Here is an 18,453-nt window from a genome sequence, read left to right on the forward strand (position 1 = left end):
CCCCTCCCGCAAGCGGGAGGGGGATGACGTTGCTCTCCGCTTCGATCGTGAAGGTTTCACCCAGATCGCGCGGAGGCAGGAGGGCGAGGTGGATGCCTTCGGCATGCGCCGCCAGCAGCGCGAGATCGATCTCGCAAACGCCCTTGGCCTGCCATTCCCCATCGAGCCGCACCATGCGGCCTGCCGAGATCAGCCGGCAGAGGCGGCCATAAGCCGCGCGGTCTGTGGGATAGGCGAGGAAGGCGAGGCCCTCGGTGGTCTCGATCCGGCAGCCGATCACAGGGCGCACGCCCAGCGCCCTGGCCTCGCCGTGGACGCGCACCACGCCGGCCATTGAATTGGCGTCCGCCACCCCCATGGCATCGTAGCCGAGGCGGTGCGCGGCGAGCACGAGATCGACCGGATCGGACGCGCCCCTCAGGAACGAGAAGCAGGTGACGAGGCCCAACTCGACGAAAGGCGCACGTGCGGGCGCGACTAAGGCGTCATCAGGCGCGACATGGCGCCGGGCCGGGGTGAGCGGCGTATCAGGCACAGAGCCCCTGCAGGAACCATTCGGGCGCACCGCCGCGGCCATCGCCGGCAAGGCCATGGCGGTAGATCCAGTAGCGACGGCCGGTGCTGTCCTCGATGCGGTAGTAATCGCGCAGCCGAACCGTGGAGCGCTCGCGCCACCATTCGGGGGCGATGCGTTCCGGCCCTTCGGCACGCGCGATTTCATGAACGCCGCCGCGCCAGCGGAACAGGCGCGGGAGACCGTCGGGCGCTTCATAGATCACCGCGATGGGTTCGGGCCGGTCGAGCAGTTTCAGGGGCCGTTCGTGGAAGGCAAAGTCTTCCTGAAGGCCCGGCATGAGCGCCAGCGGCGGAGCCCAGCGCTGCGCGCGTTCGGGCAGATGGCTGGCGCGTGGCACCGGGCGGCGCACGGCCCCCTCGCCCAGCCGTACGGTCAGCCGGTCGATGCAGGCGGCAAGGCTGGTGCCGTGGCGCTCGGCAGCGGCATCGAGTTCGGCCTGCGCGAGCGCCAGCGGCTCGGTCCACGGCGCACTGAGCCGGACAAGCTCGATCCCGAAGCCCGCATCGAGATCATCGAGCCGCGCCGCGAACAGGCGGCAGACATGCGCGGGATCGCGCGTGGCCGCCGCCATCTCGAGCCTCCGCACGAGGACATCGCCATCGACCTTCCACGCCGCCATCTCGAGCCGGCGCGCGCCCTCCCCGCGCCCTTCGAGCGCGCGCGCCATGTCTTCGGCAAGATCGGCTAGCACGCGGTCGAGCAGCGGGCGGTGGCGGATGGGTTCCATCAGGCGGCGCTGCACCATCGGCTGCTCGGCGGCGATCACCGGCAGCAGCGGTTCGGGCACGTGGCCGATGAGCTGGTCGAGCCGCACCAGCGGGTTCGCGCCGGGCGAGCGGCGGTTGCGGAAGCGCCGCGCCAGCGCCTCGCGCCCGATGCCGGCAAGATCGCCCAGCCGTTTGAGGCCAAGGCGGCGCAGGAGCAGCAGCACATCGTCATCGAGCCGCAAGGCCGCAACCGGGAGCGCGGCAAGGCGGTCCATCAGGTCGTCCCCCGCCTCAAGGATCGCGCCCTCGGGTCCGAAATGCGCCAGCGCCCAGGCCGCACCCGCCGTCGGCGCGATCGCCGCGCGCGCGACAAGGCCGCGGCGGGCGAGCTGCGCGTGCGCATCGGCCAGCAGCATGGCCTCCCCGCCGAACAGATGCGCGGCGCCGGTGGTATCGACGATCAGGCCATCGGGCGGATCGAGCGCAGACCAGGGCCCCCAGCGCTGTGCCCAGAGCGCAAGGCTCTCGAGAAAGGCGAGATCGCCCGCCGGATCAGCCGGGCGCACGGCGAGCGCAGGACAGAGCGCGCGCGCATCCGCCAGCATCGCGCCCGTGCGCACGCCCTCGGCGGTGGCGGCAGGATTGGCAGCAGCGATCCGGGGCCCGTGCGCCGTTTCGGCGATCAGCGCGAGCGGTTCGGCGTCACTGCCCTCCCCCGCCGCGCAGCCTTCAGCCAGCCGCCAGCGATCGAGCGCCAGGTCCGCGCACCAGATCGCCATGATCCGGCGCGCGGGAACCGGCGGGCTCGGCGGCGAGAGCGGTGTCGTCATCGCGCAAGGTCCAGTGTCCGGGTTGAAAGGTGTGGGCGCGGAACAGCTCGGCCTGCCATGCGGGCCGGCCGGGCGCCTGCGGGTTCCAGCGCGGCGGGGGCGAGGCGGCGGCAGTGACGCGCCAGCGCATCCGCGCCGAGCCGAGATCGGTGCGCGCGTCCAGCCGCACCAGCCACAGCGCGGTGCCGTGCTTTTCCGCCGCGAGGCTGAGGCGCCGCGAGGCGGTGAAATCGAGCGCGCGGGGATTGCCCGCGATCTCCCCGATTACGAAGGCAAGGTCGCGGCAGCGCAGCCCCTCTTCCAGCGCGAAGAGCGCGTCCTCGGGCGTTGTGGCGGCAACGTGGATCAGGCGGTGGCGCAGATGTGGCGGGAGCCCGGGGCGATAGGGCCGGCCCGAAAGCCTGAGCGCCGCCTTGTCCTGCACCCAGAGCCAGGGGCGCTGGTCCTGCGCATCGATACCAAGGGCATCGCGCGCCAGAGCGAGCGCGAGCGCCGCACCGCTTGCCTCCCCGGCAGGCGCGAAGACTTCGGCATGGCGGCAGCCGGTGGCGATCCCCGGACGCCATCGCGCCGATTTGGCGCCGGAAAGCACGCGGGAGACAGAACCGCGGCGCAAACCGGCAGCCAGCGGCGGGGAAAGGACATGAACTTGGGGCGAGGCTTCGATTCGGCTCATGTTCTTATTATGTTCTTATTCTCCTGCCATGCAAGCACCTCCCCGCACGCCTTGCCCTTCCATGCAAAAGGGCCGCCTCCCGGTGGGGAAGCGGCCCTCATGGTGTGTCCTGATGCGGCGATCAGCTGATCGGCGGCACCGACTGCGGCGGAATATCCGCGTCCGTCTCATGCACTTCGACCGTGCCGCGGCCGACGTGGCTGCGGTTGCGACTGTAGGTGTAGTAGACCACGAGACCCGCGACAGCCCAGCCGAAGAACAGCTGGATCGTCACCGCCGAGAGGCTGCAGAACAGGTAGATGCAGCCCGCGATCGAGATCGGCGCGACAATGTTCACCGCCGGAGTGCGGAACGGGCGGTGCCGCGTGGGCTCGGTCCGCCGCAGCACGATCACCGCGACCGACACCGCCGCGAAAGCGAACAGCGTGCCGGAGTTCGACACGTCGGCCAACAGACCGACCGGGAAGAACGCGGCAAAGATCGAAACGAACATGCCGGTCATGATCGTGATTACGTGCGGGGTGCGGAAGCGCGGGTGGATCTTCGAGAAGAACTCCGGCAGCAGCCCGTCGCGGCTCATCACGAAGAAGATGCGGGTCTGGCCGAACATCATCATCAGGATGACCGAGGGCAGCGCGAGAATGGCAGCGGCGCCGACCACCCAGCCGACGAAGGGATAGCCGACAACGCGCAGCGTCCAGGCCAACGCTTCCTTCGAGCAGACGACGGCGTTGTCCTGGATCGCGGCGCAGGCGGCCGAGAGCGCGGGCGTGCCGGGCGAGAGGATCTCGCCGTTAGGGCCGGCCATCGGCTGCGCGCCGACCGTGCCGATCACGCCAGCGGCGACCAGCATGTAGAACACGGTGCAGATGCCTAGACTGCCGATAAGGCCGATCGGCATGTTGCGCTGCGGGTTCTTGGTCTCCTCCGCTGCGGTCGAAACCGCGTCGAAGCCGACATAGGCAAAGAAGATCGACGCCGCCGCGCCCGAAATGCCGGCAAAGCCGTTGGGGGCGAAAGGCACGAACTCGCCAGTCTGGATCACCGGCAGGGTGAGCGCGACGAACAGCGAAAGCGCGGTGATCTTGATCGCGACCAGTACGGCGTTGACCGTAGCGCTTTCCTTGGTGCCGAGCACGAGGAGCCAGGTGATGAGGCCCGCGATCGCCATGGCGGGCAGGTTGATCACGCCGCCATCGAATGGCCCGCGCACCAGCGTCAGCGGTATGTCGAGATGGAAACTCGTGTTGAGCCAGCCCACCATGTAGCCCGACCAGCCGACCGAGACCGCACCGGCCGCGATGGCATATTCAAGGATCAGCGCCCAGCCGACCATCCACGCGACAAGCTCGCCCATCACCGCATAGCTGTAGGTGTAGGCCGAGCCCGAGACCGGCACCATCGCGGCCATTTCCGCATAGCACAGCGCCGCCACCGCACAGACGAAGCCCGCGATGATGAAGCTGACCATCATGCCGGGGCCGGCCTTCTGCGCTGCCTCCGCGGTCAGCACGAAGATGCCGGTGCCGATGACGGCGCCGACGCCGAGCATGGTCAACTGGAACGCGCCGAGCGAACGATGCAGCGATTTCTTCTCGGCAGTTGCAAGAATGGCGTCGAGTGGTTTGACGCGACCGAACATTGATTTCTCCCGCCTTGGTCCAGAAGCCGGTTGCGTCCGTTACACCCTCTGTGCGGACGCGGCCCATGGCACCAGGTTTGCTGACACAAGTGCTAGCGCTGCAGACCGCTGCCGCAAAGCGCTTTTTCCCCAGCCCCGTGCGCCGAGGCAGCACACGGTTGCACCGAAACGGGCCGAGCCTTGCGGCTTTGCGGCATTGCTCTAAAAGCGCGGGTCCAAAGGCAGGGAACCTCGCCAATGTCCACGACCTACGTCCTCGACACCGCAACCAGCCGCGCCCACCCGACCCCGGCGCCGATGAAGCGGCTCAACATTCCCGGCATCCGCCAGCGCAAGGTGGACGGGGTGACCGAGCAGCCGGTGGTCATGTTGACGGCTTACACCGCGCGCCAGGCGCAGCTGCTCGATGCGCATTGCGATCTGCTGCTCGTGGGGGATTCGCTCGGCCAGGTGATCTATGGCCTCCCATCCAGCGTTCCCGTCACGCTCGACATGATGTGCGCGCATGGCGCCGCGGTGGTGCGCGGCTCCTATCACGCGGCCGTCGTGGTCGATATGCCTTTCGGTGCCTACGAGCGCTCGCCCGAGCAAGCGTTCGAGAGCGCCTCGCGCCTGCTCAAGGAGACGGGCTGCGATGCAGTGAAGCTTGAGGGCGGGGTCGCGATGGCGGAAACCGTCGCCTTTCTCGTCGCGCGCGGTATTCCGGTGATGGGCCACGTCGGTCTCACCCCGCAGGCGGTCAATGTGCTGGGCGGCTACAACGCGCGCGGGCGCAGCGCGGCGGAAGCGGAGAAGATCGTCGGCGATGCGCGCGCGATTGCCGAAGCCGGGGCCTTTGCCATCGTCGTCGAAGGCGTGGTCGAGCCGCTGGCGGTTGCAATCACCAAAGCCGTCCCCTGCCCCACTATCGGCATCGGCGCTTCGGCGCAGTGCGATGGGCAAGTGCTGGTGACCGATGACATGCTCGGCATGTTCGAGCGCACTCCGCGCTTTGTGAAGATCTACGAACACCTCGCCGAGACGATTTCCGCCGCCGCCGCAGCTTATGCCGCCGAAGTGCGCGCTCGCACCTTTCCGGGGGTGGAACAGACGTATCAGCCGAAGTAAGAGGCGCAGCGCCGCTATTCTGCGGCCATGACGGGACCCACACTTGCTCAAGAACTTCGGCGGCTCGATCGCCTTCACGCTTGTCTGTCTCGCCCTGGCGGCCGCTTATGGCTGGTTCCAGACCGCATCCGTGCCTGTGACGCTCGCGATGCTCTGGATCGTGGTGATGCTTTCGGTGCTCGAAATATCGCTCTCGTTCGACAACGCCGTGGTCAATGCGGTGGTGCTGGGCGAGATGGACCCGGTGTGGCAGCGCCGCTTCCTCACCTGGGGCATGGTGATCGCGGTTTTCGGCATGCGCATCGTGTTTCCCGTCGCGATCGTGGCAATTGCCTCGGGCATGGGGCCGATCGAAGCAACACGCATCTCGCTGACCGAACCCGCGCGTTATGAAGCGATCGTCTCGAGCGCGCATGTCGGCATTGCGGGCTTTGGCGGCGCGTTCCTTGCGATGGTCGGCCTCTCGTTCTTCTTCGATGGCGAGAAGGACGTCCACTGGATCACCTGGATCGAGACCCGGCTTGCCCGGTTTGCCGATATCAAGGCAGCTGAAATCGCGATCCTGCTTTGCGCGCTCTACGGCATTTCGCTCCTGCTACCGGCAGAAGAAGCGCTGACGTTCCTCGGCGCGGGCGCGCTTGGCATCGTCACGTTCATTGCAGTCGAAGCCATCGGCACCCTGCTCGAGATGCGCGAGGAAGCGCAGAAAGCGGCGGGAATGGTGGTTCGCTCGGGCCTTGCGGGCTTTCTCTATCTCAACGTGCTCGATGCCTCGTTCAGTTTCGACGGGGTGATCGGCGCCTTTGCGCTTTCCAACAACATGGTGGTCATCGCGCTCGGCCTTTCCATCGGCGCGATGTTCGTGCGCTCGCTGACACTGCTGCTGGTCAAGCAGGGGACACTGGCGGAGTATCGTTACCTCGAACACGGCGCTTTCTGGGCGATCATCGCACTCGCCGCGATCATGCTGATCTCGGCCTACGTGGAGATCCCGGAGACGGTGACGGGCCTGATCGGCGCGGTGCTGATCGGGCTCTCGCTGTGGTGGTCGGTGCGCCACAACCGCGCGCTCCCCGATGGCGAGATCGAAGCCGCGCTGCGGGCGGAGTGAACTAGTCGAGCGGCTTAGACGCCAGCTTCGGCGCAGGCGCGGGCGTGCCGAGGAAGCGCGGCGCGGGTGCGGGCATCGTCATCCCGCCATCTTCCACGAAAGTGCCGCGCGCCGCGTTGTGCGGGTGGTGCGGTGCTTCCTTGAGGCTGAGGACGGGCGCGAAGCAGATATCCGTGCCATCCATGATCGCTTCCCATTCAGCGCGGGTCTTCGTTGCGATCATCGCGCCTACCTTGGCCTTGAGCGCCGGCCACTGCGACTGGTCATGCTGGGCGGCAAAGGCGGGATCGGCGCCAAGGCCGCTCTTCTCCATCAGCAGCGCATAGAACTGCGGCTCGATCGAGCCGAGCGCGATCCACTTGCCGTCGCTGGTCTGGTAGGTGTCATAAAAATGCGCGCCGCCGTCGAGCAGGTTGACCCCGCGCTCGTCCTTCCACTGGCCATTGCCGAAGAAGGTCCAGGTCATTGCCGAAAGGATCGCCGCGCCATCGACCATAGCGCAATCGATCACCTGCCCCTTGCCGGTGCGCTGTGCCGACAGCACGCCGGCCAGCACGCCGAAGGCCATGACCATGCCGCCGCCGCCGAAATCGCCCACCGCGTTGACCGGGAACTGGGGCTTTCCGCCCGCCTGTCCATACGTATGGAGCGCGCCGGCGAGCGCGATATAGTTGATGTCATGCCCTGCAAGTGGCGCCATCGGGCCATCCTGCCCCCAGCCGGTCATGCGCCCATAGACAAGGCGCGGGTTGTCGGCGAGCAACACATCGGGCCCCAGCCCAAGCCGCTCCATCACACCGGGGCGATAGCCTTCGATGATAGCATCGGCAGTCCTCACCAGTTCGCGGATGCGCGCGATCGAGGCGGGATCCTTGAGATCGAGTTCGATCCGCACGCGGTTGCGGTTGAGGATATCGCGGTTGCCGGCATCGCCCGCGCGTCCCGGTTTGCCCGGTCGGTCGATGCGGACAACCGTGGCGCCGTGATCGGCGAGCATCATGCAGGCGAAGGGGCCGGGTCCGATCCCTGCGAACTCGAGAACCGTCAAACCGTCCAGCGCACCAGCCATCACTCACCCCGTTTGTTTTAACCGATCGATTGAAACGAGGTTTGCCGCGCGATTGCCCCGCTGTCGAGACTTATTGCACCGGTTCGGGCTGACCGCGCGCAGCCAGTGCCCGTGAAACCGCCAGATAGGCATCGCGGCGGGGCTCGCCGGCCCAGGCGGCGGCGAGGAGCTTCATGGCGAGCAGGCTTTGGGGATTCTGGGCAAGATAGCGCGAGGTCATGGAATCGGCATCGCGCGTGCGGCCGAGCGCCCGCAACGCCGCGTCCATGCGCCGCAGCACAGGTTCGTTGAAGCGGATCGATGCGCCGTTCTGATAGTCCGCCAGCGCGCCTTTGGCATCGCCGCGCATGGTGCGAACGTCGCCGGCAAGGAGATGCGCCTCTGCGGCACCCGGATTGGCGTCGCGCAGGCGGTCGGCCGCGGCCTGAGCCTCATCATTGCGCCCTTCCTTCAGCAGCGCACGAATAAAGGGGACCGCCGTCTGCGCCTGGTTGGGCGCATCGGCATAGGCACCGGCGAGGACGGACGCGGCAAAATCGGTCGGCAGCGGCACCGGGCCGTGCGCCGCAGGACGCGCCGCGCGTGCGAACAGCGCTTCGGCGCGGGCCTTGTTGCCCAGCCGCTGCCAGCTCGTCCCGACCAGCCGCAGCGTGTAGGGCGGCGCGATCGCCTGCGCGGCATCCTTGTCGAAGCGATCGAGCAGCGGCTGGTCGCTGCCCTGCCGGGACATCGCGCGCATCAGCATCTGCCGCGCCTCGAGGTTGTCAGGCTGCAGGCGCACCAGCCGGTCGAACTGCTCGACCGCGACGTTGATGTTGCCGGCGCGGTATTCGAGCACGCCGGTCAGCAGGATCGCAGCGGGCATGTCGCGAAAGGCATTGCCGGTCCGCCCGAGGATCGTGCGGGCGAGATCGGTCTCCCCTGCCCGCGCGGCGAGTACGGCCTGCAGGAACGCAGGGCGCGGGTTTTTGGGATCGACTTGCGCCAGCTTGCGGCACACGATCAGCATAGCGCGATACTGGCCCATGTCGCCCAGCGTGGCGGCATATTCGCCCAGCAGCGCAGGATCATCGGGCCGCGCCTTGAGCCCCGCTTCGAACCACGGCAGCGCGGCGGCAAGCCCGAACTGTTCGCGGATCAGCAGACCGCGGAAGGCCAGCGCGCGGGCGTTCTTCGGATCGAGCACGACGGCGCGGTCTGCCGCCTCGATCGATTGCAACTGCTCCCCGCCCGAGAAGCGCAATGCGGCAATCGCAACCCACAGATCGGAATCGCGCGGATTGGCCCTGAGCGCCGCATCGAAGGCGTTCGCGGCGCCGCGCAGATCGCCCTGCGCCAGCGCGATCTGGCCGCGCACGCGCCAGCCCAGCGCCTCGGTTCCGGGGGCGAAGCTCCCGCCTTCAAGCACCTTGCGCGCCTCGCTGCGGTCGCCTTCGGCCAGCAATGCCTCGCCCAGATGCGCGCGCAGTTCGTCCTCGCTCGCGCCGGCCTTGATGGCCGCGCGCAGCATGACTTCTGCCGAGACAGGATCGCGCCGCTCGATCGTCGCCTGCGCTTTGGCACGCAAATCGTCGAGCTGCGAGGCGCCCGCCGCCGGCCCCGCCAGCAGCAGCGCCCCCAAGGCAAGGCCAAACGTCCGCTTAATGCTGGAGGTCGTATTGCTTGAGGAGATCATAAAGCGTGGGCCGGCTGATCCCCAGCAGGCGCGCCGTGTTGGAGATGTTCCCTTCGCTGCGCGCGAGCGCGTGGCGGATCATCTTGCGATCGGTCGCCTCGCGCGCTGACTTGAGGTTGAGCGGATTGGCCTCGTCCTCGCCCGGTTCGGCAAGGTCGAGATCGCTTGCGGAAACGAGCTTGCCATCAGCCATGATCACCGCGCGCTTCACCCGGTTTTCGAGCTCGCGCACGTTGCCGGGCCAGGTCCACGCATCAATGGCCCCCAGCGCATCCGGCGCAAAACCCTTGACCGAAGGGTTCATCTCGGCCGCAAAGCGCGTGAGGAAAGCCTTGGCCAGCAGCGCCGCATCACCCGGCCGTTCGGCCAGGCTCGGGATGCGGATGACGATCTCGGCAAGACGGTAGAACAAGTCCTCGCGGAAGCGCCCGTCGGTGATCATCGCCTCGAGGTTCTGGTGCGTCGCGCAGACGATGCGCGTATCGACCTCGATCGAGCGCCGCCCGCCGATGCGCTCGATCGTGCGCTCCTGCAGGAAGCGCAGCAGCTTGACCTGCAGCGGGAAAGGAATGTCGCCCACTTCGTCGAGGAACAAGGTGCCGCCGCTGGCCTGCTCGATCTTGCCTTCGGTGGTCTTGACCGCGCCGGTGAAGGCGCCCTTCTCGTGGCCGAACAGCTCGCTCTCAAGCAGGTTCTCCGGGATCGCCGCGCAGTTGATCGCAACGAACGCGCCGTGCCGCCGCGGGCTTGCATCATGCAGGCCGCGGGCGAGCAGCTCCTTGCCCGTGCCGCTCGCGCCCAGCAGCATGACAGAGACATTGGTCCCCGCCACGCGCTCGATCGTGCGCGCAACCTTCACCATCTCCGGCGCGCCGGTGATCATGCGGCCGAGCACCTTGTTGTCCTCGGGCGCGCGCTCGGCGAGCTGGCGGTTTTCCGCCTCGATCTTGTGGAGGTGCAAGGCACGCCGCACGATGAGGCCGAGCGCGTCGATATCGACAGGCTTGGCATAGAAATCATAGGCGCCCTGGCTGATCGCCCGCAGCGCGCTTTCCCGCGCGCCGTGCCCGCTGGCGACGATCACCTTGGTATCGGGCTTGAGCGCCATGATCGCATCGAGCACGGCAAAACCCTCGCTCGTCCCGTCCGGATCTGGCGGCAGGCCAAGGTCGAGCGTGACCACCGAGGGCTCTTCCGAGCGCAGCAGCGCAAGCGCGGTCTGGCGGTCGCCCGCGATCAGCACCTCGAAGTCCTCGTAGGCCCATTTGAGCTGCGCCTGCAGACCCGGATCGTCCTCGACGATGAGCAGCTTGGGGAGCGCTTTGACAACGCTCGGAGGCCGGTCCTGAATCATCATGCCACCTTCTTGTCGTCTGACGTGTTGTCAGGATGTGTTTCGAGTTCGGTTGCCACCACCAGCGGCAGGCGCACGGCAAACCGGCTGCCGAGGCCCTCGCGGCTTTCCACTTCGAGCCGGCCGTTCATCGCGCGCACCAGCTCGCGCGCCTCGAACGCGCCGATGCCGAAGCCGCCCGCCTTGGTTGAGACGAAGGGCGTGAACAGGCGGTTGCGCACAAAGTCCGCGCTCATGCCGGAGCCGGTATCGGACACCTCGATCACGCCGCTGAGGCCATCGAGCCGCGTCTGGAGCAGCACCGCCATGCCGGGCTGGCTGGCGTCGATCGCATTCTGCACCAGATGGGCGAGGACCTGTTCAAGCGTCTCGCGGCTCGCCGTCACGAGGCAAGGCTGGCTCTGAGTGACATAGACCGGGCACTCGCCCCCGGCCCCGCGATAGCGCGCGGCCACCGCCTCGATCACTTCGGATGCGTCGACCGCCTCGAGCCGCTGCACCCCGCCCGCACCATAGCGCGAGAGCCGCGCCAGCAGCGCGTTGAGCTTGTCCGCCGAATTGGTCAGCGTCACCAGCATGTCCTTGCGGAACGCCGGGTTGTCGGCATGGCGCTCGGCATTGCGGGCGAGCAGCGCCAGCTGGCTGGCCAGGTTCTTGATGTCGTGCATCACGAAGGCCATGCGGCGGTTGAACTCGTCGAACCGGCTGGCCTCGAGCAAAGCGCTCTGACCGTTGTGCTCGGCGATGTAGCTTGCCAGCTGCTGCCCGACGACGCGCAGGAGATCGAAGTCTTCCCAATCGAGCTTGCGCGCCAGTGGCGGGCGTCCCAGCACGACAAGCCCGACAAGCCGATCGAAATGCAAGAGCGGCACAAGCGCCCATGCGCCGTGCTCTTCCACCAGCCACTGCGGCATGAGCGCAGCCTCGCCCTCGTGGTCGATGCCGGCGCGCACCTCGTCGAGATCGACAATGAAGCCGCGCCGCTCGAAGAACCGTGCGGCATCCTGCGGCATGGCCTCGGCCGGTACATCGATGGTCGGCCATTGCCAACGCGCGGCGAGCACGAGATCGCCGCCCTCGCCGGGGATCAGCATCAGCCCGCTGGCGCTGTCGGTAATGTCGGCAAGCGCCTGCACCACGCGCGCATGAAGCGGCAGTGCCCCCTGCCCGCCGCGGCCGATCGTGCGCGTGAAGCGCAGCCACTCGGCGCGGTAGTCGTAGCGGTGCTGGAAGAAGTGCTTGGCGAGCATCACGGTGAGCCAGCCGCGCAGCCGCCCGGACGGCACCAGCGCAAGGATCACCACGGTCGTCGCAAAGGCAAAGCCAAGTTGCGCCAGCTGGCTGACATTGCCGCCAAGCCAGGCAACCGACTGGGCCGCGGCGACCATCAGGATCAGATAACCGCCGATCACCAGCAGCGAGAGCGACTGGAACGCCACCGACCGGCTGGGCGAAAAGCGCAGCACCGATCCGCCGCGCATCGCGCCGATCGAAACGAGCAGGATCGCTCCGATCTGCACGAGCCCGCGCAGCGCCACCATCTCGAGCGGGATGGTCTGGCCGAGATAGGCGATCGTGTAGAAGTTGAGATCGTAGCCCCACATCAGCGCCAGTGCGAGCGCGGTCCAGCGCACGGCATCGCGCTGCCCGCTGATTGCGCCGACGTAGAGATTGTGCACCAATACCAGCGCGCCGGTCGTCAGCAGCAGGCGGAACATCACCGAAAGCTGGAAGATCATCGCAGCCGCGGGCAGGATCGCCGAAAAGCGGATCGCCAGCACCAACAGCACGATCTGGAACAGCTCGACCATCGCAAGCACCGCCAGCACCGGTCGCACCTGCACCACGCTGGTATGCCGGTTGTCACGCGCAAATAGCGAGTAGACCACCGCCAGCCAGCACAAGTTGCGCATCAGCTCGAACACTTGCGTCAGCGCCACATCCGGCCCGAACGACGAACTCAACAGGGTCCAGGCCGTCGTCAGCGTCAACGCGCCGATCAGGGCCCGGCTGCTTTCCTTGCCGCGCCGCTGACGGTCCGCCAGCCAAACGATGAGCAACATCGCCGCGAAGGCCGCGACGAGATAGCTCCATTGGCTGAGGCCGGTCCATCCGAGCGGACTTTGCATGAGGGCGTCCCGCCTCTGCCGCTCAGCGCGCGCCCTCGTTCCAGAGCACCACGCGCAGCGTCTGGAGGAGGATCAGGAGGTCAAGGAACGGGCTGTAGTTCTTGGCATAGTAGAGATCGTATTCGAGCTTGTGGCGCGAATCCTCGATCGAGGCGCCATAGGGATAGTTGATCTGTGCCCAGCCGGTGATGCCCGGCTTCACCATGTGCCGCTCGGCATAGTAGGGCAGCTTCTCCTCGAGGTCGGAGACGAATTCGGGCCGCTCCGGACGGGGGCCGACAAAGCTCATCTCGCCCTTGAGCACGGTCCAGGCCTGCGGCAGTTCGTCGATCCGCAGCTTGCGGATCAGGCGGCCCACGCGGGTCACGCGCGGATCGTCCTTGGCCGCCCACTGAGCGCCGGCCTTCTCGGCATCGGTGCGCATCGAACGCAGCTTCACGAGGCTGAAATTCTGCCCATAGAGCCCGACGCGGGTCTGGCGGAAGAACGCCGGGCCACGGCTGTCGAGCTTCACCAGAATGGCAAAGAGCGCAATCACCGGCGCGGTCAGCATGAGCAGCAGCAGGCTGGCGCAGATATCGAAAATGCGTTTCATCGCGCTCGAGATCATCCGGCCCGATGAAAATCCGTCGGAGAAGATCAGCCAGCTCGGGTTGAGCGTATCGAGATCGACGCGGCCTGTCTCGCGCTCGAGGAACGTCGAGAAATCGTTGACGTGGACGCCGGTCGTCTTGATCCGCAGCAGGTCCTTGAGTGGCAGCGCATTGCGCCGCTCCTCCAGCGCCAGCACGACTTCGCTGACGCCGAGGTTTTCGACATAGCGGGCAAAATTGTGGATCGCGTTGCGGTTGATCGCTTCCTTGATAACCGGCGCGCTGTCGCTCATGCCGATGAAGCCGACGATGACAAAGCCCGCCTCCACCCGTTCGCCGAGCTGGCGCAGCCGCTCCGCACGGTCGCCCGCGCCCAGCACCAGAACGCGCCGGCGGAAGACGGCGGTGCCCAGCAATCCGCCGAGCAGGATGCGGATGAACACCAGCAGCGCCATTGCGATGAACATCGCGTAGAACAAGTTGGACCGCCACAAGGTGCGGCCCGGCAGCATGAAATAGACGACCGAAAGCGCGATGATGCCGAGGCTGATCGCCACCAGCAGCCGCGCGGTGGCATAGCGCATCGAGCGCAGCGCATCCGAGCCATAGACCCCGACCGCAATCATCGCGGTCTGTACGAGGCCCGCAAAGATCAGCAAAGGCATCCAGCGATCGGCCACCTCGCCGCCGTCAATGCCGATCTGGTGCGCCCTCACCGTCCAGCCGAGTTCGCCCGACGCCAGCAGCAGGACAAAATCGAGCAGTGCCAGCAGGAACACCGCGTTCGGAATGTAGAGTTTGAACAGGCGGATCATGGTGCCGCAATCATCCGTCTATACGGTCCGGTGCGGACCTTCTCGCCTCGTTCTAGGCCGCGAGGGGTAAAGCGTCGGTAAATCTGACACCCTGTTTCAGCATGTTAACCTTTGCGGCGCCCGATTTCTGGACAGATGCGGTGCCGGCTGGCCATGAAATGTCGGCGCGGTTTACAGCACAGACTTATGCAAGCACCGCACTGGCGAAGCGGCGCAATCGCTGCCAAGATAAGACTATGCGGGAGAAGGAACTGCGGCTCGCACTGGTCTGCTATGGCGGGATCAGCCTTGCGGTCTATATGCACGGCGTCACCAAGGAAATCTGGTACGCCACGCGCGCCAGCCGCGCGTTTCACGAAGAAGCCCCTGCCGGCACCGGCGCCGAGGCGGTCTACCGGCGGCTGCTCGAATTGCTGGAATCCACGCGCGACCTGAAACTGCGGATCCTTCCCGATATCATTTCGGGCGCAAGTGCCGGCGGGATCAACGGCGTGTTCCTCGCCCAGGCATTGTCGAGCGGACAAAGCCTCGAGCCGCTGACGACGCTGTGGCTCGATCGGGCAGATGTCGAAGTCCTGCTCGATCCCGATGCCCGGCCATGGAGCCGCTTTGCCAAGTTCTGGGCGCAGCCGCTGGTGTGGTTCCTGCTGAAGCGGCCGGGCAATGTCGTCAGCCGCACGATTGCTTCGGCCAGCACGCGGCGGGAAGTGCGCCTCAAGCTCTCGCACCTGATCCGCGCGCGCTGGTTTGCCCCGCCGTTCAGCGGGATCGGTTTCTCGCGCCTGCTGGCCGAAGCACTTGATGCAATGGCGGAAACCGGCGGCATGTCAGCCCCGCTTCTCCCGGCCGGCCACCCGCTCGACCTGCTGGTCACCGCCACCGATTTCAACGGTCACCTTGAGGACCTGCGCCTCAACAGTCCGCCGATTGTCGAGGAAAGCGAGCACCGCCTCGCCATCGGCTTTCGCCGCAATGCTGCATCCGGCCCAGGCGAAGACATTGCCGAGCGCCCCGAACTCGTCTTCGCCGCCCGTTCGACCGCAAGCTTTCCCGGCGCTTTCCCCCCGCTGATGCTCACCGAAATGGACCAGCTAACCGCCGAACGCGGGCTTGCCTGGCGGGGCCGCGAGGCCTTCCTCAAACGCGTGATGCCCAGCCGGTGGAAGCGCGGGCAACTCGCCGAAGTCGCGCTGGTGGATGGCGCGGTGCTCGTCAACCGTCCGTTCGCCCCGGCGATGGCGGTGCTGCGCGATCGGCCCGCGCAGCGCGAAGTTGACCGCCGCTTCGTCTATATCGACCCCAGCCCCGCCCGCACCCCCATGCCCGACCATATGGAGCGTTCGGTCGGGTTCTTCACAGCCATCTTCGGCTCGCTATCCTCTATCCCGCGCGAGCAGCCGATCCGCGACAACCTCGAAGCGCTCGAGACCCAGTCGCGGGAGCGGGCGCGGCTGCGCATGATCATCGACACCCTGCGCGGCGAGATCGAAACGGCGGTCGAACGCCTGTTCGGCTATACCTTCTTCTTCGACCAGCCGACCCAGAAGCGTCTCACCGCATGGCGCGCCAAGGCGCAGCAGGCCGCTGCCGAACAGGCCGGCTTCGCCTTTCACGGCTATGCGCAAGTCAAGCTCGCCGGAATCGTCACCTCGCTGGCGCACGTGATCGAGGAGGCCATGATCGAGGCACCGCCACGCGGCGCGGTCGAGGCCGAAATCTGGGCGCACCTCGCAACGCTGGGCTTTGATCGTCTTGCCCAAGCCAAGGGCGGCGCGACGACCGAGGCGATCGCCTTTTTCCGCGCGCACGATCTGGGATTCCGCATCCGCCGTCTGAAGCTGCTGGCGCGGCGCCTCACGCAGGACTGGGACGATGCCGAGGGGGTCAATCCGGCCGAGCGCGAGGCCGCACGTGACATCGTCTACCGCGCGCAGGCCCTCTACCAGGCGAAGGAAACCGCCGCCGGGCTGGGCGAGGATTTCGAGGCCGTCGCAGCCAGCGCGGTCGCCCGTCCCGCCGAAGTGCTCGCCGCCATCGCTGCCCGGCGTGACCTTACAGGCATCGACGTGGTGGTCGATGCGATGATCGTCGAAGGTCTCGCCGCGATGAGCAAGCCGCTGCGCCGCCGCTTCCTCTACGCCTACCTCGGCTTCCCGTTCTACGACGTCGCCACCCTTCCGCTGCTCCAGGGCGAAGGCATGGGCGAATTCGATCCGGTGAAAGTCGATCGCATCTCACCCGAAGACGCGATGTCGATCCGCACGGGCGGCACCTTCGCTTGCCTCAAGGGTGTCGAGTTCTTCCACTTCGGCGCGTTCTTCGCGCGGGCCTACCGCGAGAACGACTACCTCTGGGGCCGCCTCCACGGCGCCGAGCGCACGGTTGACCTTATTGCCTCGACCGCGGAACCGCCCCTCCCGCCCGGCGTGATCCGCGCCTTTAAGCGCGATGTCTTCCTCGCAATCCTTGAAGAGGAAAAGCCGCGCCTGACCGCCGAGCCGGGCATGGTCGACGGCGTGATCGCGGAAGTAAACGCAATGTTTGCTGGGGGGTGACGAAGCATCTCACGCAGAGGCACGGAGCAGAAATGGTTCGCGCAGAGACCGCAGAGATCGCAAAGCAGGAGCCAGCACCGCAGGCTTTCATTGCAATTGATGAGCGCAGCGCATGATCATGCGCCTTCGCCACAATCAATCAGGTCTCTGCGATCTCTGCGGTCTCTGCGCGAACCATCTTCATCTTGCCTCCACGCCTCCGCGTGCCGCCATTATTCCGTCAGATCGTTCCACACATCCTTGATCCGGTCAAAAAACCCCTTGGACTGCGGGGTTTCCTCGCCCGTTTCAGTCGCCTGGAACTCGCGCAGCAGTTCGCGCTGGCGGGCGGACAGCTTGGTCGGCGTCTCGACCTGGATCTCGATCACCAGATCGCCCGAGCCGCGCCCTTGCAGCACGGGCATACCCGCGCCGCGCTTGCGCAGCTGCTTGCCGGACTGGATGCCGGCCGGAATCTCGATCTTGTGCCGAGCCCCGTCGAGGCCCGGAATCTCGATCTCGCCGCCCAGCGCCGCCTTGGTGAAGCTGATCGGGCAGCGCGTCAGCAGCGTTGTCCCTTCGCGCTCGAACATGCGGTGGCGCTTGACGTGGAGGAAGATGTAGAGATTGCCCGGCGGCGCGCCGAACGGCCCTGCCTCACCCTTGCCAGCGAGGCGGATGCGGGTGCCGTTGTCTACACCTGCCGGGATCTGGACTTCCAGCTTCTGCTCGGCATCGACGCGGCCCTCGCCGCGGCAGCTCTTGCAGGGGCTTTCGATCACTTCGCCGCGGCCATGGCAGGTCGGGCACGTGCGCTCGACCATGAAGAAGCCCTGCTGCGCGCGCACTTTGCCGTGCCCGCCGCACAGGTTGCAGCGCCGCGCCGAGGTGCCCGGCGTCGCACCGGTGCCGCTGCAGGGCTGGCAGCTCTGCGCCACTTCGACCGCGATCTCGGCTGCCTTGCCGTGGAACGCGTCTTCAAGCGTGATTTCCATGTCATAGCGCATGTCCGCGCCGCGGCGGGCCTGCTGGCGGCCGCCGCCACCGAATGCGCCGCCGAAAATCGTCTCGAAGATATCCCCGAGATCGCCGAAATCGCCGCCGCCGAAACCGCCGCCACCACCGCCGCCCGGGCCGCCTTGCTGGAAGGCAGCATGACCATAGCGATCGTAGGCCGCCCGCTTCTGCGGATCGGAGAGGCAGGCATAGGCCTCATTGATCTGCTTGAACTTCGCTTCGCTATCCTGGCAGCCCGGATTCTTGTCCGGGTGATACTTCATCGCCAGTTTGCGATAGGCGGACTTGAGCACCTTCTCGTCCGCGGTGCGCTCCACCTCGAGCAGTTCGTAGAAATCGATCTCAGCCGACATGGATTATCCAGTTGATGTGGGCGGTCCCCATCCAAGAACATCGGCCCGCCGCCTGCGCCCAAAGGACAGGCGACGGGCCGTCTTAACGCAACATCACTTGGTATCGTCGACTTCCGAGAACTCGGCGTCCACGACATCCTCGGCGTCCTTCGGAGCCTCGGCGCCCGGAGCCGCGGCCGCAGCCTGCTCCTTCTCGTAGATCGCCTGGCCCATCTTCATCGCCTTTTCGGTGAGCGCCTGGGTCTTGGCGTTCATGTCGGCCGG

At 66.8% G+C, this 18,453-nt stretch carries 13 protein-coding genes; 3 read left to right on the forward strand and 10 right to left on the reverse strand.

The features are described from left to right. From K5Q19_RS16965 to K5Q19_RS16980, 4 genes are all read right to left on the reverse strand, one after another. Nucleotides 1–535: PHP domain-containing protein (locus K5Q19_RS16965; RefSeq protein ID WP_292947699.1), on the reverse strand; the 535-nt coding region annotated here is incomplete at its 3' end. After that, nucleotides 528–2,114, reverse strand: coding sequence for a DUF6504 family protein (locus K5Q19_RS16970; protein WP_292947702.1), 1,587 nt, complete (start codon nucleotides 2,112–2,114; stop codon nucleotides 528–530). The genes K5Q19_RS16970 and K5Q19_RS16965, both read right to left, overlap by 8 nt. After that, nucleotides 2,014–2,790: a hypothetical protein gene (locus tag K5Q19_RS16975; protein WP_292947705.1), complete on the reverse strand. Its 777-nt coding sequence runs from the start codon at nucleotides 2,788–2,790 to the stop codon at nucleotides 2,014–2,016. Before K5Q19_RS16975 ends, K5Q19_RS16970 begins: the two co-directional genes overlap by 101 nt. A gap of 121 nt (nucleotides 2,791–2,911) precedes the next feature. After that, entirely contained in the window at nucleotides 2,912–4,432 is a 1,521-nt protein-coding gene (locus K5Q19_RS16980) for an amino acid permease (RefSeq protein WP_292947708.1), read from the reverse strand. Nucleotides 4,433–4,669: 237 nt separating this feature from the next. Between K5Q19_RS16980 and panB the strand changes: the two genes are divergently transcribed. Next, on the forward strand, nucleotides 4,670–5,539 hold the full coding sequence (gene panB, locus K5Q19_RS16985) for a 3-methyl-2-oxobutanoate hydroxymethyltransferase (protein ID WP_292947711.1): 870 nt from the start codon (nucleotides 4,670–4,672) through the stop codon (nucleotides 5,537–5,539). A gap of 43 nt (nucleotides 5,540–5,582) precedes the next feature. Continuing rightward, the gene (locus K5Q19_RS16990) at nucleotides 5,583–6,650 is read left to right on the forward strand and encodes a DUF475 domain-containing protein (protein WP_292947714.1); all 1,068 of its coding nucleotides are present in this window, start codon (nucleotides 5,583–5,585) and stop codon (nucleotides 6,648–6,650) included. A gap of 1 nt (nucleotide 6,651) precedes the next feature. Here K5Q19_RS16990 and K5Q19_RS16995 read toward each other — a convergent pair whose 3' ends face one another. The 5 genes from K5Q19_RS16995 to K5Q19_RS17015 all read right to left on the reverse strand — a co-directional run bounded on the left by K5Q19_RS16995 (nucleotide 6,652) and on the right by K5Q19_RS17015 (nucleotide 14,285). Continuing rightward, nucleotides 6,652–7,719, reverse strand: a complete 1,068-nt coding sequence (locus tag K5Q19_RS16995) for a CaiB/BaiF CoA-transferase family protein (RefSeq protein ID WP_292947717.1) — start codon at nucleotides 7,717–7,719, stop codon at nucleotides 6,652–6,654. 70 nt (nucleotides 7,720–7,789) lie between these two features. Further along, nucleotides 7,790–9,340, reverse strand: coding sequence for a tetratricopeptide repeat protein (locus tag K5Q19_RS17000; protein ID WP_292947720.1), 1,551 nt, complete (start codon nucleotides 9,338–9,340; stop codon nucleotides 7,790–7,792). A 19-nt stretch (nucleotides 9,341–9,359) separates the two neighbouring features. Next, entirely contained in the window at nucleotides 9,360–10,748 is a 1,389-nt protein-coding gene (gene prsR, locus K5Q19_RS17005; RefSeq protein WP_292947735.1) for a PEP-CTERM-box response regulator transcription factor, read from the reverse strand. Then, complete coding sequence (gene prsK / locus K5Q19_RS17010) at nucleotides 10,748–12,877, reverse strand: XrtA/PEP-CTERM system histidine kinase PrsK (protein ID WP_292947723.1); 2,130 nt, start codon at nucleotides 12,875–12,877, stop codon at nucleotides 10,748–10,750. The genes prsR and prsK overlap by 1 nt, the downstream gene beginning before the upstream one ends. A gap of 22 nt (nucleotides 12,878–12,899) precedes the next feature. Continuing rightward, complete coding sequence (locus K5Q19_RS17015; protein WP_292947726.1) at nucleotides 12,900–14,285, reverse strand: TIGR03013 family XrtA/PEP-CTERM system glycosyltransferase; 1,386 nt, start codon at nucleotides 14,283–14,285, stop codon at nucleotides 12,900–12,902. Nucleotides 14,286–14,521: 236 nt separating this feature from the next. Between K5Q19_RS17015 and K5Q19_RS17020 the strand changes: the two genes are divergently transcribed. Next, nucleotides 14,522–16,840 carry a patatin-like protein gene (locus K5Q19_RS17020; RefSeq protein ID WP_292947729.1) on the forward strand — a complete coding sequence of 773 codons (2,319 nt, stop codon included), beginning with the start codon at nucleotides 14,522–14,524 and terminating at the stop codon, nucleotides 16,838–16,840. Nucleotides 16,841–17,052: 212 nt separating this feature from the next. On the opposite strand, the gene dnaJ is transcribed toward K5Q19_RS17020, so the two are convergent. After that, nucleotides 17,053–18,189, reverse strand: a complete 1,137-nt coding sequence (gene dnaJ, locus K5Q19_RS17025; RefSeq protein WP_292947732.1) for a molecular chaperone DnaJ — start codon at nucleotides 18,187–18,189, stop codon at nucleotides 17,053–17,055. Between the last annotated feature and the right edge of the window lie 264 nt (nucleotides 18,190–18,453).

The sequence above is a fragment of the Novosphingobium sp. genome (assembly GCF_019748365.1).
Lineage (GTDB): Bacteria > Pseudomonadota > Alphaproteobacteria > Sphingomonadales > Sphingomonadaceae > Novosphingobium.